Origin of the sequence: Dactylosporangium maewongense, assembly GCF_039531485.1 — a bacterium.
Lineage (GTDB): Bacteria > Actinomycetota > Actinomycetes > Mycobacteriales > Micromonosporaceae > Dactylosporangium > Dactylosporangium maewongense.
Genome location: NZ_BAAAQD010000034.1, coordinates 69,419 through 84,741 on the forward strand (window position 1 = coordinate 69,419; position 15,323 = coordinate 84,741).

At 73.6% G+C, this 15,323-nt stretch carries 21 protein-coding genes; 12 read left to right on the plus strand and 9 right to left on the minus strand.

The window, feature by feature from the left end; all coding sequences use genetic code 11:
• The first annotated feature begins 27 nt into the window (after window positions 1-27).
• The 5 genes from ABD332_RS50835 (at window position 28) to ABD332_RS50855 (ending at window position 3,415) form a co-directional block, all read left to right on the plus strand.
• Entirely contained in the window at window positions 28-591 is a 564-nt protein-coding gene (locus ABD332_RS50835) for a DUF4240 domain-containing protein (protein WP_344512725.1), read from the plus strand.
• Window positions 588-1,160, plus strand: coding sequence for a DUF4240 domain-containing protein (locus ABD332_RS50840; RefSeq protein ID WP_344512726.1), 573 nt, complete (start codon window positions 588-590; stop codon window positions 1,158-1,160). Before ABD332_RS50835 ends, ABD332_RS50840 begins: the two co-directional genes overlap by 4 nt.
• Entirely contained in the window at window positions 1,157-1,732 is a 576-nt protein-coding gene (locus ABD332_RS50845) for a DUF4240 domain-containing protein (protein ID WP_344512728.1), read from the plus strand. The genes ABD332_RS50840 and ABD332_RS50845 overlap by 4 nt, the downstream gene beginning before the upstream one ends.
• The gene (locus ABD332_RS50850; RefSeq protein WP_344512730.1) at window positions 1,729-2,565 is read left to right on the plus strand and encodes a YwqG family protein; all 837 of its coding nucleotides are present in this window, start codon (window positions 1,729-1,731) and stop codon (window positions 2,563-2,565) included. The genes ABD332_RS50845 and ABD332_RS50850 overlap by 4 nt, the downstream gene beginning before the upstream one ends.
• A gap of 61 nt (window positions 2,566-2,626) precedes the next feature.
• Window positions 2,627-3,415: a YwqG family protein gene (locus tag ABD332_RS50855; RefSeq protein ID WP_344512732.1), complete on the plus strand. Its 789-nt coding sequence runs from the start codon at window positions 2,627-2,629 to the stop codon at window positions 3,413-3,415.
• Between the two features lie 54 nt (window positions 3,416-3,469).
• Here ABD332_RS50855 and ABD332_RS50860 read toward each other — a convergent pair whose 3' ends face one another.
• The 6 genes from ABD332_RS50860 to ABD332_RS50880 form a co-directional block, all read right to left on the minus strand.
• The gene (locus ABD332_RS50860) at window positions 3,470-4,432 is read right to left on the minus strand and encodes a cellulose binding domain-containing protein (protein WP_344512734.1); all 963 of its coding nucleotides are present in this window, start codon (window positions 4,430-4,432) and stop codon (window positions 3,470-3,472) included.
• Between the two features lie 29 nt (window positions 4,433-4,461).
• Complete coding sequence (locus tag ABD332_RS50865; RefSeq protein WP_425552417.1) at window positions 4,462-5,469, minus strand: sulfatase-like hydrolase/transferase; 1,008 nt, start codon at window positions 5,467-5,469, stop codon at window positions 4,462-4,464.
• Window positions 5,361-5,672, minus strand: coding sequence for a sulfatase-like hydrolase/transferase (locus tag ABD332_RS60295; RefSeq protein ID WP_425552418.1), 312 nt, complete (start codon window positions 5,670-5,672; stop codon window positions 5,361-5,363). The genes ABD332_RS50865 and ABD332_RS60295 overlap by 109 nt, the downstream gene beginning before the upstream one ends.
• 162 nt (window positions 5,673-5,834) lie before the next feature.
• A complete protein-coding gene (locus ABD332_RS50870) occupies window positions 5,835-6,254 on the minus strand; it encodes a hypothetical protein (protein WP_344512738.1) in 420 nt (139 codons plus the stop codon).
• Window positions 6,255-6,418: 164 nt separating this feature from the next.
• Window positions 6,419-6,676: a YciI family protein gene (locus ABD332_RS50875; RefSeq protein WP_344512740.1), complete on the minus strand. Its 258-nt coding sequence runs from the start codon at window positions 6,674-6,676 to the stop codon at window positions 6,419-6,421.
• A 25-nt stretch (window positions 6,677-6,701) separates the two neighbouring features.
• Entirely contained in the window at window positions 6,702-6,989 is a 288-nt protein-coding gene (locus ABD332_RS50880; protein WP_344512742.1) for a hypothetical protein, read from the minus strand.
• Window positions 6,990-7,039: 50 nt separating this feature from the next.
• Between ABD332_RS50880 and ABD332_RS50885 the strand changes: the two genes are divergently transcribed.
• Both ABD332_RS50885 and ABD332_RS50890 read left to right on the plus strand, forming a co-directional pair.
• On the plus strand, window positions 7,040-7,681 hold the full coding sequence (locus ABD332_RS50885) for a class I SAM-dependent methyltransferase (protein ID WP_344512744.1): 642 nt from the start codon (window positions 7,040-7,042) through the stop codon (window positions 7,679-7,681).
• A gap of 10 nt (window positions 7,682-7,691) precedes the next feature.
• The gene (locus ABD332_RS50890) at window positions 7,692-8,108 is read left to right on the plus strand and encodes a hypothetical protein (RefSeq protein ID WP_344512746.1); all 417 of its coding nucleotides are present in this window, start codon (window positions 7,692-7,694) and stop codon (window positions 8,106-8,108) included.
• Window positions 8,109-8,126: 18 nt separating this feature from the next.
• Here ABD332_RS50890 and ABD332_RS50895 read toward each other — a convergent pair whose 3' ends face one another.
• Complete coding sequence (locus ABD332_RS50895; protein WP_344512748.1) at window positions 8,127-8,834, minus strand: peptidylprolyl isomerase; 708 nt, start codon at window positions 8,832-8,834, stop codon at window positions 8,127-8,129.
• A gap of 98 nt (window positions 8,835-8,932) precedes the next feature.
• A complete protein-coding gene (locus ABD332_RS50900) occupies window positions 8,933-9,829 on the minus strand; it encodes a GNAT family N-acetyltransferase (protein WP_344512750.1) in 897 nt (298 codons plus the stop codon).
• A 17-nt stretch (window positions 9,830-9,846) separates the two neighbouring features.
• Here ABD332_RS50900 and ABD332_RS50905 point away from each other — a divergent pair, with 17 nt between their 5' ends.
• The gene (locus tag ABD332_RS50905) at window positions 9,847-10,695 is read left to right on the plus strand and encodes an ATP-grasp domain-containing protein (RefSeq protein WP_344512752.1); all 849 of its coding nucleotides are present in this window, start codon (window positions 9,847-9,849) and stop codon (window positions 10,693-10,695) included.
• Between the two features lie 134 nt (window positions 10,696-10,829).
• Window positions 10,830-11,882 carry a tetratricopeptide repeat protein gene (locus tag ABD332_RS50910; protein WP_344512754.1) on the plus strand — a complete coding sequence of 351 codons (1,053 nt, stop codon included), beginning with the start codon at window positions 10,830-10,832 and terminating at the stop codon, window positions 11,880-11,882.
• A gap of 137 nt (window positions 11,883-12,019) precedes the next feature.
• On the opposite strand, the gene ABD332_RS50915 is transcribed toward ABD332_RS50910, so the two are convergent.
• Complete coding sequence (locus ABD332_RS50915; RefSeq protein ID WP_344512756.1) at window positions 12,020-12,526, minus strand: GNAT family N-acetyltransferase; 507 nt, start codon at window positions 12,524-12,526, stop codon at window positions 12,020-12,022.
• A 98-nt stretch (window positions 12,527-12,624) separates the two neighbouring features.
• On the opposite strand from ABD332_RS50915, the gene ABD332_RS50920 reads away from it, so the two are divergent.
• The 3 genes from ABD332_RS50920 to ABD332_RS50930 all read left to right on the plus strand — a co-directional run bounded on the left by ABD332_RS50920 (window position 12,625) and on the right by ABD332_RS50930 (window position 15,014).
• Window positions 12,625-13,350: a DUF4261 domain-containing protein gene (locus tag ABD332_RS50920; RefSeq protein ID WP_344512758.1), complete on the plus strand. Its 726-nt coding sequence runs from the start codon at window positions 12,625-12,627 to the stop codon at window positions 13,348-13,350.
• 10 nt (window positions 13,351-13,360) lie between these two features.
• Window positions 13,361-14,095 carry a dienelactone hydrolase family protein gene (locus tag ABD332_RS50925; protein ID WP_344512760.1) on the plus strand — a complete coding sequence of 245 codons (735 nt, stop codon included), beginning with the start codon at window positions 13,361-13,363 and terminating at the stop codon, window positions 14,093-14,095.
• A 67-nt stretch (window positions 14,096-14,162) separates the two neighbouring features.
• Window positions 14,163-15,014 carry a M23 family metallopeptidase gene (locus ABD332_RS50930; protein ID WP_344512762.1) on the plus strand — a complete coding sequence of 284 codons (852 nt, stop codon included), beginning with the start codon at window positions 14,163-14,165 and terminating at the stop codon, window positions 15,012-15,014.
• Window positions 15,015-15,323: the final 309 nt, after the last annotated feature.

A 15,323-nucleotide genomic window follows, 5' to 3' on the forward strand; every position in this document is an offset into this window, starting at 1 on the left:
GTCGTACCCCGCGGGCATGATGTGCGCATGAGCGGTGGGGTGGGGATTCGGGACGTGTGGCAGCTTGTCGACGAGGCGCGGGCGGACCTGGGCGGGGCGCCGTCCGCCGACGACGTCGCGGCGGCGATGGTGCGGTTGCTCAGTTCCCGTCCGGCGGCCGGCATCGCCGCGTTCGACCGGCCCTTCGACGAGCTGATGGCGGTGTCCTACCGGGCGGATCTGTGGGCCGCCGCGTGCATCATCAACGGCGGCGCGTCCGGCGACGGGTTCGACTATTTCCGCGGCTGGCTCGTGGCGCAGGGCAGGGACTGGTTCGAGTGCGCCCTCGCCCACCCCGACAGCCTGGCCGCCCATCCCGCGGTGGCCGCGGCCGCGGACGGGGGCGGAGACCTCGACGGCGAGCCGGTCCTGTATGTCGTGATGGACGCCTATCGCGACGTCACCGGCGAGGAAGAGGTGCCGCCCTATCCCGACACGGTCTGGATCCCCGACCTCGACCCTGACTGGAATTTCGACTACGGCGACAGGGCCGAGATGCGCCGGCGCCTCCCGGCGCTCGTGGCGCTCTTCGACGGGGAGGACGAGCAGTGAGGGTTGCCGAGGCGCGGCCGCCGGGCGCGGAGGACGTGTGGCGCCTGATCTCCGCGGCGCGGGGGGACCTGGGCGGGTCGCCGTCCGCCGAGGACGTGGCGGCGGCGGTGGTGCGCTTGCTGCGCAGCCGGCCGCCCACCGACATCGCCGCGTTCGACTGGCCCTTCGAGGAGCTGCTGGCGGCGTCCTACCGGGCGGACCTGTGGGCCGCCGCGTGCATCATCAACGACGGCGCGTCCGATGACGTCTTCGACTATTTCCGCGGCTGGCTCGTGGCGCAGGGCAGGGAATGGTTCGAGCGCGCGCTCGCCGACCCCGACAGCCTGGCCACCCATCCCGAGGTGATCGCGGCGGTGGCCGGGGTCGGTGACCTGTATGGCGAGGATGTCCTGTGTGTCGTGATGGACGCCTATCGCGCCGTCACGGGCGAGGACGTGCCCCGGACTTCCGACCCGGTGCGGATTCCGGACCTCGACCCGGACTGGAATTTCGACTACAACGACGAGGCCGAGATGCGGCGCCGCCTGCCGCGGCTCATGGCGCTCCACGACGGCGAGGAGGAGCGGTGAGCCGGACCGAGGCGTCACCGCCGGGCGTGGAGGACGTGTGGCGGCTGGTCGACGAGGCGAGGGCGGGCCTGGGCGGGTCTCCGTCCGCCGACGACGTCGCGGCGGCGATGGTGCGGCTGCTCGGCGCGCGTCCGCCGGTCGTGATCGCGGCGTTCGACCGGCCGTTCGACGAGTTGGTGGCGGTGTCCTACCGGGCCGGCCTGTGGGCCGCCGCCTACGTCATCAACGGCGGCGCGTCCGATGACGGGTTCGAGTATTTCCGGGGATGGCTGATCACGCAGGGCAGGGAGACGTTCGAGCGGGCGCTCGCCGACCCCGACAGCCTCGCGACACATCCTGCGGTCGTCGCGGCGGCCGCCGAGTGCGACGACCTCGAGTGCGAGGACGTGTTGGCTGTCGTCTGGCAGGCGTACCGGGACCAGACCGGCGGCGACGAGCTGCCCGCCCGTGACTTCACCATCCGCTATCCCGACCTCGACCCGGACTGGGAGTTCGATTTCGACGACGAGGCCGAGATGCGGCGCCGCCTGCCGCGGCTTATGGCGCTGTACGACGAGGAAGAGGACACGTGAGCGAGCTTCGGGAAGAGGTCGGCGGGGACGAAGCGCTCTGGGGTGTTCTCGCGCCGCACGTGCTGCCGTCGGTCCGGCTGACCGGCGGCGGGGCGTGCGCGCCGGATTCGCGGGGCACGCGGCTCGGCGGGGACGCGCTCGCCGGGGACGGGTTCGTCTGGCCGCGGACCGATGGCGGCAGAGCGCTGTCGGTGATCGCCCAGCTGGACTGCGACGAGATCAACGCGACGCTCGGCGGCGATGGGCCGGGCGTGCTGCCGGGTGGGGCGCTGCTGACGTTCTTCTACGACGCCGTCGAGATGGAAGGCTGGGGCTACGACCCTGGCCACCGGCAGCACTGGCGGGTGGTCGTGTCCGCCGCCGCGACGGCGCGGCCGGTGGTGGCGCCGGAAGGAACCGAAGCGTTCGGTGCTGTGGCGTGCGTGCCCCGGCGGGTGCTGACGGTCCCCGACAGGTGGGAGCCGGCCGTGGAGCGGCTGCGCGAGCACGGTCGCGGCGCGGTGAGCCGGTTGTATGACCGCGTCGGGGCGAAGGACGAGGCGCCCAGGCACCGGGTGTTCGGCTGGCCCGAGCCGGTGCAGGGCCCGATGCAGCTGGAGTGTCAGCTCGCCGCCAACGGCATCTCCGTCGGCGGGCCCGAGGGCTATGGCGACCCGCGCGTGGAGCGGCTCCGCGAAGGCGTCGCCGACTGGGTGCTGCTCCTGCAGGTCGACTCCGACGACGTCGCCGGCTGGATGTGGGGTGACGTCGGCACGTTGTACTACTGGATTCGCTCCCAGGACCTCGCCGCCGGCGACTTCACCCGCATCTGGGGCGTCGGCCAGTGCTGCTGAGCCGCCCCTCGTGCTGCGATCCAGCCGGCGGCCCGGCCGCGGCCGGAGACGGACGGCGGGCATGACCGAGGTCCGTGACGGTGTCGATGGCGGCGACGATGAGGCGTTGTGGGCGGCGGTGATGGCGCATGCGCTGCCGTCGGTCCGCCTGACGCACAGCCCGGCGTGCGGTTCGGCGTGCGGCCCGGCGGACGGTTCGGCGTGCGGTTCGGCGTGCGGGGAGGGGCTTCGGGGCACGCGGCTCGGTGGGGTCGCGCTCGGGGACGAGCGGTTCGTCTGGCCGCGGACGGACGGCGGGCGGGCGCTGTCGCTGATCGTGCAGCTGGACTGCGACGAGGTCAACGAGGCCCTCGGGCTGGACGCGTTGCCGGCGGGGATGCTGTTGGCGTTCTTCTACGACGCCGTGGAGATGGGCGGGTGGGAGAACGACCCGAGCGACCCGCAGTGGTGGCGGGTCGTCATGGTGGACGCGGGGAGCGCGGTGCCGGTGGCGGCGCCGGAGGGAGCCGCGACCTTTCCGGCGGTGGCCTGCGCGGGCCGGCGGGTGCTCACGATCCCGGACGAGTCGGAGGCGGTCGTCCAGCCGTTGTGGGAGCGGCAGCCCGCCGGGATGGATGCGCTGTACGGGAGAGCGGAGGCGCCGATGCACCGCGTCCTCGGCTGGCCGGAGTTCATCCAGGACCCCGCACGGCCGGATGACGGCGACTGGGTGCTGCTGCTGCAGGTGGACTCCGACAACGTCACGGGGTGGATGTGGGGGGACGTCGGCCGGCTGTACTACTGGATCCGCCGGCAGGACCTGGTCGCCGGGGAGTTCGGGCGCGTCAGGGGGGTCGTGCAGTGTCATTGAACGGAGGGGGCTGAGGGCGCGCGGCGGCGGTGGCGCGCGCCCCGTGAACGACGGTCAGGAGCCGGGCGGCGGCGGGGGCGGCGGGTCGACGGCGATGCCGACCTGGGCGCGGGTGGAGAAGTTGCCGGCACCGTCGAAGGCGCGGACGGCGACGAAGTAGGTGCCGTAGCCGGTGTAGGGGACGTAGGCGGTGGTGTTGCCGACCAGGCTGATGACCGTGCCGTTGAGGGCGACCTCATAGCCGGCGACGAACTGGTTGTCGGTCGAGGCGGTCCAGACGACCGTCCAGGAGCCGTCGGTCACCCCGCGCAGCGCCAGGCCCGTCGGCTGGCTGGGTGCGGTGGTGTCCGGCGGCGTGCCCAGGCCCACCGTGGCGAAGGGGGAGCGGTTGCCGGCGGCGTCGATCGCCCGTACACCGAACGACATCACCACCGGTGGGGGCGTCGGCATGCTGTAGCTGGTGCCGGTGACGGTCGCGATCGGGGCGGTGGAGGTGTTCGAGTAGATCTCGTAGCCGGTGACGGCGCGGTCGTCGGTCGAGGGGGACCAGGTGAGCACGTACGTGCTGGCCTGCGCGGTGCCGCGCAGGTTGGTCGGGGTCGAGGGCGGCCGGACGTCGCGCGACGGTGGGCGGCCGTCGCACGGGGCGGCGTTGAGCAGGCAGCCCTGCGGCGTGCCCTGGCCGGCGGCGACCCAGCCGAAGCTGGTCGACGCGCCCGGGGCGAGGCTCGCGTTCCACGACGCGCCGACGGCGACGTAGTGGCCGCCGGAGTGGGTCACCGTGGCGTCCCAGGAGCTGCCGATGGTCGTGCCGGCGGGCAGGTCGAACTCGACCCGCCAGGTCAGGGCGGTCGCGCCGCCGTTGGTGACGGTCATGCGGCCCACGTAGCCCGCGGGCCACGTGCTGTCCTGGGAGAACGCGGCCGTCGGGACGGTGGCGGCACCGGCGGCCACCGGGTTGAGCGTGATCGCGAGGATGCCGGCCACGACGGCCGCCCTCGCTAAGAATCGACTCATGTGAATGGACGATACGCGAGCGCCGCAACTCAGGGGCAGTCGCGGCCCGCGCAGGTCCGCTGGCGGGCGAGGGCGGCGGCGAGCGCGGGGCGGGTCGAGCCGTCCTGGAGCAGGTTGGTCAGCTGCCACGGGTCGCGGGCCAGGTCGTAGTACTCGCGGTCGGTGACGGTGAACGCGTCGTCGTAGATCTCCGTGTACCGGTAGCGTCCCGGCACCACCGTCGACGCCCACGACAGGATGCCCGCACCGTTGGCCGGGTCCCGCCAGTACTCCGTGAGCAGCGCCCGACGGTCGCCGGGTGCCAGCAGGTCGCGCCCGTCCACCTGGAACGACGGGGTGAGACCGGCGGCGGCGAGCACGGTCGGGGTGATGTCGAGGTTCGCGGCCAGCCGGCGGTCGCTGCCGGCGGGGATGTGCCCCGGCCACGAGATCAGCAGCGGGACGCGCTCGGCCTGCAGGTACGGCATGAACTTCTCCGGCAGGCGGTGCTCGCCGAACAGCTTGCCGTTGTCCGACAGCAGGATGACGAGCGTGTCGTCCAGCTCGCCGTCGGCCTTCAGGCGGCGCCGGATCGACTCGAGCGCGTCGTCGACGGAGCGCAGCGTCCGCAGCATCGCCTGCCGCTCGAGTGCGCCCTCCTCCTGGGTGCGGTTGAAGCGGCGCACGTACGCGGGCTTGTCGCCGCGGTCGGTCTCGCGGGTCGCGGGGTTGCCGTCCCACGGGTAGCTCACGCCGGCGTAGCGCGGCTCCGGCACCTGCGGCGCGTGCGGGGCGGTGAAGCCGGCGTAGATGAACCACGGTTGTCGGTCGTCGCGCTCGTACCGGTCGACGTAACGGCCGACCTGGTCGCCGATGAACGTGGTGGCGTAGGGCGCGCGGGTCTCCAGCCCGTCGACGACGAAGTCCGCGCCGGTGTACCCGCCGCCGGTCAGTGCCCAGTCGTCGAAGTGCGGCGGCCGTCGCGCGATGTCCCAGGCGTTGAAGAGCTTGCCGACCGCGGCCGTGCGGTATCCGGCGGTGTGCAGCTCGTGCTGCAGCGACCGGTCGCGGTCGAACCGGCCGACGCGCCCTGCTGCGTGACGCCGTGGTTGTGCGCGTACCGGCCGGACAGGATCGTCGCCCGGCTCGGGCAGCAGCTCGGCGTGCTGACCATCGCGTTCGGGTACTCCCGCCCGTGGTCGCGCAGCCACGCCAGCGCCTTCGGCATCGCGAACGTCTGCCCGGTCCGCGCGTCGTCCATGAGCAGCAGCAACACGTTCGGCCGACCCGTCGGCGCCGCCGCCCGTACATCATGGGCGGGCGCGACCAGACCGGCCGCCGCCACCACCGCCACAGCCCACGCCGCCACCCGCACCGCGCACTCCTGGTATCCGCTCCAACACGCTGAGCTACAAGTTAGCCGCTACGGGACGGCCGGGTGGTATTCCCCGTGATACATGCCGAGGAAGGGCGCGACCAGCAGCGCGACCTGCGTGGCGAGGAACCAGGCGACGGCGAGGGCGGGCACCGCCAGCAACGCGAGCGCCGGCGCCGTCCGGGCGGCGGCGACGACCCGGTCGAGCCGCGGCGAGTCGACCCCGGCCACCGCCACCAGCACGAGCAGCACGGCCGCCGCGCCGAACAGCAGGGACAGCGCCGCCCCGGCGTACTGCGCCAGCCACGCGAACCCGTTGTGCAGCCAGCCGAGATCCAGCGGCGCGTCCACGCCGTCGAGTCGCGCGCCGCGCCACCACCCGGGCCCGTACCTCGCCAGCAGGAAGTACGTGACGGCGGCGACGGCCGACAGCACCGTCGCGCCCCGACCGGACTCCCGCGCCGCCATCGCCACACGTTACCGCCGGACGGTGCCTCCGAACGGGTCGCTGTGCACCAGGTGCACGAAGGGATGCGAGCCGAGCGGGGTGGCGCCCTCACGGACGGGTGCGGCGGCGAGCCGGTCGCCCAGTCCCCGCCTTCGGCCTGCCCGTCGACCGTTCGTCGTGACGGTCAGCGGAACAGCGGGACCCACTCCTGGCGGCGCACGATCGTCACGCCGGGCGCGCGGTAGTACGGGTCGTCGTCGATGATCGCCTCGAACTCCTCGGCGGTCACGTCGAAGAGCAGCAGCGCGCCGGTCTCGTCCGAGTACGGCCCGGCCATCACCACCCGCCCGGCCTCGTGCAACACCCGCAGCCGTTCCCGGTGCGCGGGCCGCACCGCCAGCCGGTCGGGACTCCCGTCGAAGGCAAGCTCAAGCAGGTACACGCGGCCATCGTAGGGGAGGACCCGCTCACGGGTCGGGGGAGGTGGCGCGGACCTGCCGGAACGCGTCCAGCCACTGGCGCACCTGCTCGTCGGGGTGCAGGTACGGGCCGTCCGGGACGATCCGCGTGTCGACGCCGGACAGCATCGACAGCGCCAGCCACACCACCTGGTCGGCGGCGACACCCGCGTCGGGGCGCGCGTGCCAGGGCGCCGCCCACGCGGCCACGTCCTCGCGCGACCGGGTGCCGTCCAGCACCGCCACGAAGCACCGTTCGAGCTCCGCGCGGGTCGGCCGCGGCGCCGGCGTCGTCATGCGCCCCAGCGTCGCAGACGGCGTCCACCCCGGGCGGCTAAGGTTCGTCCGTGGATGCGAAGACCGATGAACTGCGAGCCGCCCACGACGTCCTTGCCGAGCTCTACGCCGACAACCTGACCGGCGAGCTGGACCGGATGCCGGTCGAGCGGGCGGTGCTCGGCCTGTTCTGCGAGCTGACCCTCGCCGCCGACCTCGGCCCCGACGTGGGCGACGTCGGCTGCGGCACCGGCCGGCTCGCCCCCTACCTGTCCGCCCAAGGCCTGTCCCCGCACGGCGTCGACCTGTCCCCGGAGATGGTCAGGGTTGCCCGGCGCGACCACCCGGGCTTCCCCTTCTCCGTCGCCGACCTGCGCGACCTGCCGTTCGCCGACGCCTCCCTCGCCGGCGTGGTCTGCTGGTACTCGCTGATCTTCCTCGCCCCCGAGGACCGCGCGCCCGCCTTCGGCGAGCTGTCCCGCGTCGTCAAGCCGGGCGGCCACCTGGTGACGGCCTTCAAGGACGGCGACGGCACCCTCCGCCGCGCCGGCCGCACCGCCGGCGTCGAGTTCGACGCGTACTGGCTGCCCGCCGACGAGATGGCCCACCACCTCACCACCGCCGGCTTCACCACGCTCTTCCGCGCCACCCGCCCCGCCGAACACGGCGAGTCGACCCCCCAGTCCTACCTCCTCGCCCGCCGCGCGGGTTAGCCTGTCGATCATGGCGGAGCGGCCGACGGCACAGTGGCGGGGGCGTGTTGCGGCGCAGGCCGCCGCGATCGCGGCGGGCACGCTCGACCCGGGCGTGGCGTACGCGGCGGAGCTCTTCCCGGAGGACATGCTCGGCCAGACCGACGAGGTGCTGGCGCGCTTCGAGGCGGACGTGGCCGGCCTGGTGAACGCTCGCTGGGAGCCGGCGACGGACACCGAGATCTTCGAGGTCGTCGAACGGACGGTGAAGGCGCTCAACGCGGTCAACGCGCGCTTCGGCGAGGCGGCGTACGAGACCGGCGAGCGGGAGGAGCTCTGCGCATACATCGAGGCCGTACTGGACGAGGCGGGGATCGATGTGGACGCGTTGGCCGGCCGTCATCGGATGACCCGCCACGAGATCACCGACGAGTGGCGGGAATGGTGACCGGGTCGGCGCCGGGTGTCAGACGTAGGCGACCGTCACGTGTTGCAGGGTCAGGGCGAGCTTCGGGGGGCCGTCGCCGTGGTAGCTGGTCTCGGGGACGACGCCGGCGGCGGCGACCTGCTTGACGATGTCCATGCCCTTGGTGACGATGCCGATCAGGCTGTAGTTCGCGGGGATTCCCGGGTTGTCGGCGTAGTTGATGAAGAACTGGCTGCCGCTGGTGCCCGGGTCCTCCCAGCGGGACACGGCCACGGTGTCGCGGAGGTAGCCGGCCTTGGGGCCGAGGTTCTCCTCCGCGTACTGGTACGCGGGGCCGCCCGTACCGGTGCCGGACGGGTCGCCGCATTGCAGGATGGACAGGCTTTCCGTGGTGCCCAGGCGGTGGCAGGGGCTGCCGTCGAAGAACTGCTTGCCGGCCAGGTAGGCGAAGCTCGCCACCGCGCACGGGGCGATTTTGGCGTCCATCATGATCTCGATGGTGCCGAGGTTGGTCGTCAAGGTCATGGTCGCGATGGTGCCGCTGGGGACCGTGGCCGGCGGTGTGCCGACGTCCTTGGTGATCACCTGGTTGCCGGGGCGGACCGGGGACCATCGGCACTCGGCAGTGGCGGCCGGCGACGGTGCCGCGGGCGTGGCGACCCGCCGGGCGGCCTGCGGCTGGCCGGTGCAGCCGGCCAGGCCCGCCGTGACGAGCAGCGCGGCGAGCGCCTGGGTGAGTCGCTTCACGGCTGGTTCCTTTCGGAAAGCGCGGCGTCGTCCGCCGCGACCCTTCCGACCATGCGGGCATCCGTCGTTGTCCGGTAGGGGCGACGCCCCTCGGGCGGTCAACTCCGGACAACCCCGGTGATGCCGAAGTTCGCCATGTCGACGACGGGGCGGTAGCCGAGGGCGGCGTAGATCTTGTTGGAGGTGGGGTTGGCCTGGTCGGTGAAGAGGCAGACGCGGTCGCCGGTGGACTGGAGGTGGCGGGAGACCTCGGCGACGGCGTTGCTGGCCCAGCCGTGGCCGCGCTGGTCCGGCGGGGTGTAGACGGGGGCGATCCTGACCACGCCGTACGTGGGTGCGGTGGCGCCGACGAGGCTGACCGGCCGGCCGGTGCCGTCGAGCCAGAACCAGAGCAGGCCGTCGTCGATGCGGCGCAGCAGCTCCTGGCGGTCGGGCATGGCGTGCATACCCGTGCCGCGGGGGCGACCGGCCTGCTCGTCGGCGTCGCCCATGAACGCGGTGACCCACTCGACGACCAGGTCGACGGCGGAGGCGGGGACCGGGGTCAGGCGGCCCGGCGCGGGTCGCGGCGGGACGAGCTCGCCGAGCACGTGCAGCCGGGTGTGAATGAGGACCTCGGCCCGGCCACCGGTGAGGCGGGCCAGCTCGGCGGCGCACACCTGCGAGGCGGGCAGCGAGCCGTTGACACCCAGGGTCTCCTCGCCGCGGGCGTGCAGGGCACGGGCGAGCTCGACCGCGGCGTCCGCCGGCATCGGCAGCAGGTACAGCGGATGCGGCGCCATCGGGGCGGTGCGCATACCCGCCCCGACCACCGCGCCGGAGGTGTCGCGTGCGACGAGCCACCAGAAGTGCGCGGGCGGGCCGCCGTCGGGCCAGGTGCGGGGCTTGTGCGCGTTCGCGGTCACGACGGTGTTCAGGACGGGGTCGGCGGCCAGGTGGTCCCCGGCCGCGGCGAGGAACTCGGCGGCGTCGGCGGTGAACTCGAGTGTGACCATCCGCGTACGGTATCCAGATGTCGACGATGGTGTTGGTACCGGCGGATCCGCTGCGCTCCCGCCGACCCGACGGGCACTTCGCCCCGGAGGCCGGTGCCGCCCGCGAGGCTGGCCTGGACGTGGCGGTGGTGGACCACGACGCGTTGAGCACGCCGGACGGGGCGCGGCGAGCCGTGGCCCGCGTCGAGGCGGGCGAACGGCAGGCCGTCTACCGCGGCTGGATGCTGCGCTCCGAGCAGTACGCGGCGTTCGCCGGGGCCCTGCGGGACCGTGGCGTCACGTTGCGGACCAGCGCCGCGCAGTACCGGCAGGCGCATGAGTTCCCCGGCTGGTACGCCGCCCTGGCGGACGTCACCCCACGCTCGGTGTGGACGGCCGGCGACGGGCGCGAGGCGTTCGAGCGGGCCGCGGGCGACCTCGGTAACGGCGCGGCGGTCCTGCGCGACTACACGAAGTCGATGAAGCACCACTGGCACGAGGCCGCGTTCATCCCCGACCTCGCCGACACCGCCGCGGCGTGGACGGTCGCGCAACGGTTCCGGGAGCTGCGCGACGACGAGTTCACCGGCGGGTTCGTGCTGCGTCGGTTCGAGGAGCTGAGCAAGGCGGAGGTCCGCACCTGGTGGGTCGGCGGCGCGTGCAGGCTCGTCGGCCCGCACCCGGACACGCCGCACGACCTGCCGCCCGCGGATCTCGACCTGGCCGCCGTGGCGCCGCTCGTCGCCGCGCTGGGCCTGCCGTTCGTCACGGTCGACCTGGCGCTGCGGTCCGACGGCGTGTGGCGGGTCATCGAGCTCGGCGACGGTCAGGTCAGCGACCGGCCCGGCACCGTCGACCCGGAGGAGTTCGTCGCGGCCGTGGTGTGACGCCACACCACCCTCGCGGGCGGCCGGCCTCGCGAGATCGACCGCCGTCGCCCTGCTGCGGACCGGACAGCGTCGGTGGCGGATGTACGACGCAGCCGTCGGCCCACGGCAGCACCGGCGGTCATGATGACCCGATGCGGAGGCGGCGCGACGGTGTCCTGACGGTCCTGGTGGCGCTCGTCGCCGGCGGCACCATCGCGTGCCTCGTCGCCGCGCTCGTCGACGGCCTCGGCCCGTGGGTACTGGCCGTGGTCGCGCTGCTCGCCGCCGGCGTCGCCTGGCTGAAGTGGCGCGAGGTGCGGGCCCGCCGGGCGGAGCGGCGCACCGAGGACGCCGTCCACGACCTGTACACCGACGCCCTCGACCGGGCCGGACGCGGCGACCACGCCGGCGCCGCCACCCGCCTCGCCGGCGCGCTCCGCCGGGGCGGCGGGGACCTCACCGCGGAACTCCAGCAGTGCCTTGCCGCCGCCCACCTCGCCCTCGGCGAGACCGGCCGGGCCGTCGCGGTGTGGCGCGAGGCGTACGAGCTGAACCAGCGCGAACAGGGCGACGACGCGCCACCGACGATCGCCGCCGCCAACGGCCTCGCCGCGGCGCTGCTGACGCACGGCGACCGGGCCGCGGCGGCCGCCCGCTACCGCGACACCCTCGAACGCTGCCGCCGGCTGCTCGGCGACGCCGACCCGGAGACCGTCGCCGCCCTGAACGGGGTCACCAGGACCGACCCCACCCCGCACCACGACACGGTCGCCGCCCTGTACGAGGACCTGTTCGGCCCGTCCCACCCGGACGCGCGCATCGCCCGGCGCCAGTCCGCCCCGCAGGACCCCGCCACCGCCCACCTCGCCACCGGCGACCTGCGAGCCGCCCGCACCCTCTCCGAACAGGCCGCCACGACCCCGCCGGCTCTGAACGACCTGGCGATGGTGCTGCGCGAGCAGCGCGATCTGATGGGCGCCTACCGCGCCTACGAACGGGCCACCGAGCTCAGCGATCCCCTCGACCCGCACCACCTCGCCGCGCTCGCCGGCCTGACCCGCATCATGCTGCTGCAGGGCGACGAGACCAACGCCACCGCCGCACTCACCGACCTCGCCGAGGCGTACGCCACGCGGTACGGACCCCACCACCCCGAAACAACCGCCGCCCGCCGCAACCTCGCCCGCCTCACACGCCCCGCGTAGCGCCCATGGCATCGCCTCGGCGGTCCGCGGTACGAGCCGAACCAACCCTTGCATCGAGGGCTTTCCGCGGACGAACGTCAGGACGGGAGAGATGGCTCAGCTGCTGTGCAACCGCACCCAGTGCCACCGAGACCCGGTCACTGGAGGGACTTGCGGAGCCAGTGGCCGGCGTACGGGCTGTCGTTGAACGCGGGCACCTCGTGGAAGCCGTGCCGCGTGTACAGGGCGCGGGCCTCGACCAGGTCGGTGCGCACGTCCAGCCGCAGGGACGTGACACCCTCGGTGCGGGCCTGCTGCTCCACGACGGTGATCAGCCTCGCGCCGAGGCCCTGCCGGCGGACCTTGTCCGAGACGTAGACCCTGGTCAGCTCGCCGACCCGGTGGCCGTCCTCGGTGACGTACCGCAGGCCGATGCAGCCGGCGACCGTGGTGTCGACGGTCGCGACCCAGAACCAGCCGGTCGGCGGCTGCAGGTCCTCGTCGGGGTCCTCGGTGAGGATCGTGTCGACCTCCGCCTCCGTCATCGGGCGGTCGAAGTACCGCCCGCCGATGTCGTGGTAGTAGGCGCGCAGCGCCTCCCGCGCCCGCGGGTGCGCCGGTGGCACCACGGTCACGGCCAGGCGGGTCCCGGAGACGGCGGTCACCCGGCCATCATCGACCGGGCCGCCACGCGCCGCCATCGCATTCCCGGCGGCGCCGGCGTGGCATGATGCGAGCCACCCCGACGAGCCCGAGGGACCCGATGAGCGCTGGACTGGCGGCGGAGCTGTGCTACACCGGCGCGGTGCGCCTGCGCCCCTCGCCGGCCACGTTGCGGCGGTACTGGCCGTCCGCCACCCTCACCGACGGCACGAGCCGCGGCGGCGGGTACATGGTCGGCTTCCCGGAGCTCACCGCGCCCGACCCGATCCGGCTCCTGGTCAGCTTCGGACGGCCGGCGGTGTCGCAGGGCCGCCGGGACCTCGCCCACACCCGCGGCTGGGCGGACGCGGCGGAGGTGATGGCCGGGGTGACACGCACGGTGACGGTCACCGAGATCTTCGGTACGTCGTTCGCCCCCGCCGACCGGGTGCGGGCGTTCACCGCCGTCGTGCGTACCCTCGCCGACGACACGGCACCGGTCGCGGTCTGGTGGCCGTCGAGCCGGCTCGCCACGCCACCCGGCTCCGAGGTGGGCGTGGTCAACGTGCGGCACCACGACGTCACCGGCCGGTACGTGCTGGACACCCTCGGGCTCGGCCCGCTCGGCCTGCCCGACCTGCAGTGCGTGTGCGGGGCGCTCCCGCCGGAGGCCCTGTCCGCGTACCTGGCGGCGACCGCCTCCTCGATGATCGACGGCCGCGGCCTGAAGGCCGGCGACGTCGTGCCGGGCCTGACCCCGCACCAGCGGTGGAAGGTCGAGGCCGGACCCGCGTTCGCCGCGCCGGAGCGGCCGGTCCTGACCATCACGCCGGACGGCGCCGCGTAAGGTCACCGGCATGAAGCTGCGTGAGGACGAGGTGTCGGTGCCGGCGCCCGGCGGGCCGGTCCGGGCCGTCGTGCTGCGGCCCTCCGGCGACGGTCCGTTGCCGGGCGTCCTGCTGTACACCGACATCTTCCAGCTGACGGAGTCGACGCTGCGGACCGCGCGGCGGCTCGCCTCGGCCGGCTTCGTCGTCTGCGTCCCCGAGATCTACCCGCACGGCGACCTGGCCGGCGTCGCGCTCGAGTTCGACGACGCGGGCAAGCAGGCGGGCCTCGCCGGCGCGGCGGCCACCACGACCGCCTCGTTCGACGCCGACCGGGTGGCGGTCCTGTCGTACCTCGACGGACGCCCCGACACGACGACCCTGTTCGCGACCGGGTTCTGCATCGGCGGGCACCTCGCGTTCCGGGCGGCGTTCGACCCGCGCGTGGCCGCGACGGTCTGCTTCTACCCGACCGGCCTGCACAACGGTGCGCTCGGCGCCGACCCCGACGCCGGCACCCTGGGCTCCCTCGCCGAGATCCGGGGGCGGCTCATGCTCGTGTTCGGCTCGCAGGACCCGCACGTGCCCGCCGACGCCCGCCTGCGCATCATCGCCGCACTGTACGACGCGGGCATGCACGACGCGGAGCTGCACGTCTACGCCGGCGGCGAGCACGCGTTCATGCGCGACGTCGGCCCGCGCCACGACCCGGTGCTCACCGACCAGGCGCTGACGGCGGCCATCTCCTTCTTCACCACGCTGTAGCAACCGTCCCGCACCCCGCCGCCCGCACGCTCACTTGTGACGTGACCGGCGACGGACGGAGTGGTGCATGCGGCGGCAACTGACGGTGCTGGGTCTGACGGGCGCCGCCCTGGTGGCGTTCGGCTCAACCGCGCTCGCGGCCTCCTCGTCCGTGCCGGGCACCGTCTCCTCCGGCAAGGTGAAGCTGGCGGTGCGCTCCGCCCCTACGCCCGCGGCACCCGCCGTCGGCAGCCTGCGCAACGGCGCGAAGCTGTCGCTGGTCTGCTCCGTGCGGGGCCCGAAGACGAAGGGCCGCGTCCGCACCACCGACCGGTGGGACCGGCTCACCAGCGGCGCCTACGTCTCGGACGCCTACGTCTCCCGCCGCAAGACCGTCCCCGCCTGCCCCACCCCGGCGCCTTCCGCGTCGCCGTCGGTCACACCATCGGCCACGCCGTCTTTGATCGTGCCGCCCACGGGCGCCGTGCCCGTCGGCACCTGGGTCAACCCCGTGCCGGGCAAGGGCACCAGCGGCTTCCGCACCGTCTCCCGCCCCACCCACGACGGCATCGACATCATGGCCGCCCGCGAGACCCCGATCCGCGCCGCCGCCGCCGGCACCGTCATCACCGTCGTGTGCAACACCTCCGGCCCGTCCTGCGACGTCGACGGCTCACCGAGCATCAAGGGCTGCGGCTGGTACGTCGAGATCCAACACGCCGGCGACATCGTCACGCGGTACTGCCACATGGTCCGCCAGCCCGACGTCACCGTCGGCCAGCAGGTCACCGCCGGCCAGACCATCGGCCACGTCGGCACCTCTGGCAACTCCTCCGGCCCCCACCTGCACTTCGAGGTCCACTACGGCCGCCCCGCCACCCGCCTCAACGCCATCGACCCCGTCCCCTTCATGAGGACCGCCGGCGCCCCCGTCGCCTGACGTCACTCGTGTAGGTTCTCGATGAATCTTGCACTTTCTCATCGATCTGTCACTCGGTCTGTCACTTTGCGACATTCCGTTGAGAAGCGCTCGGCGCGGCTCGGGCGTTCGATATTCCTTCCGGTCGATTATTCGGCCATGTCTGTCAAGTTGGAAGACCGCCTGTCGCCGGTGCAGGTGAGGTACTGTCCCGCTGCTGGTGACGACCCGGTTGGTGCCCCGCTTGGCAGGGTGTCGCCAGCGGAGCTGTTCGCGGCCCGGCCCGTGCGTGAGTTCCGGTGGTACAAGGGGCGCACGTTCTACTCGGGT

Bases quoted from the DNA above. Each gene is read 5' to 3' on its own strand.
- ABD332_RS50835 (WP_344512725.1), top strand. From the start codon at position 28: ATGAGCGGTGGGGTGGGGATTCGGGACGTGTGGCAGCTTGTCGACGAG.
- ABD332_RS50910 (WP_344512754.1), top strand. From the start codon at position 10,830: ATGCGGAGGCGGCGCGACGGTGTCCTGACGGTCCTGGTGGCGCTCGTC.
- ABD332_RS50870 (WP_344512738.1), bottom strand. From the start codon at position 6,254: ATGGCGGCGCGGGAGTCCGGTCGGGGCGCGACGGTGCTGTCGGCCGTC.
- ABD332_RS50855 (WP_344512732.1), top strand. From the start codon at position 2,627: ATGACCGAGGTCCGTGACGGTGTCGATGGCGGCGACGATGAGGCGTTG.
- ABD332_RS60295 (WP_425552418.1), bottom strand. From the start codon at position 5,672: ATGGACGACGCGCGGACCGGGCAGACGTTCGCGATGCCGAAGGCGCTG.
- ABD332_RS50920 (WP_344512758.1), top strand. From the start codon at position 12,625: ATGAGCGCTGGACTGGCGGCGGAGCTGTGCTACACCGGCGCGGTGCGC.
- ABD332_RS50930 (WP_344512762.1), top strand. From the start codon at position 14,163: ATGCGGCGGCAACTGACGGTGCTGGGTCTGACGGGCGCCGCCCTGGTG.
- ABD332_RS50880 (WP_344512742.1), bottom strand. From the start codon at position 6,989: ATGACGACGCCGGCGCCGCGGCCGACCCGCGCGGAGCTCGAACGGTGC.
- ABD332_RS50890 (WP_344512746.1), top strand. From the start codon at position 7,692: ATGGCGGAGCGGCCGACGGCACAGTGGCGGGGGCGTGTTGCGGCGCAG.
- ABD332_RS50860 (WP_344512734.1), bottom strand. From the start codon at position 4,432: ATGAGTCGATTCTTAGCGAGGGCGGCCGTCGTGGCCGGCATCCTCGCG.
- ABD332_RS50905 (WP_344512752.1), top strand. From the start codon at position 9,847: ATGTCGACGATGGTGTTGGTACCGGCGGATCCGCTGCGCTCCCGCCGA.
- ABD332_RS50900 (WP_344512750.1), bottom strand. From the start codon at position 9,829: ATGGTCACACTCGAGTTCACCGCCGACGCCGCCGAGTTCCTCGCCGCG.
- ABD332_RS50925 (WP_344512760.1), top strand. From the start codon at position 13,361: ATGAAGCTGCGTGAGGACGAGGTGTCGGTGCCGGCGCCCGGCGGGCCG.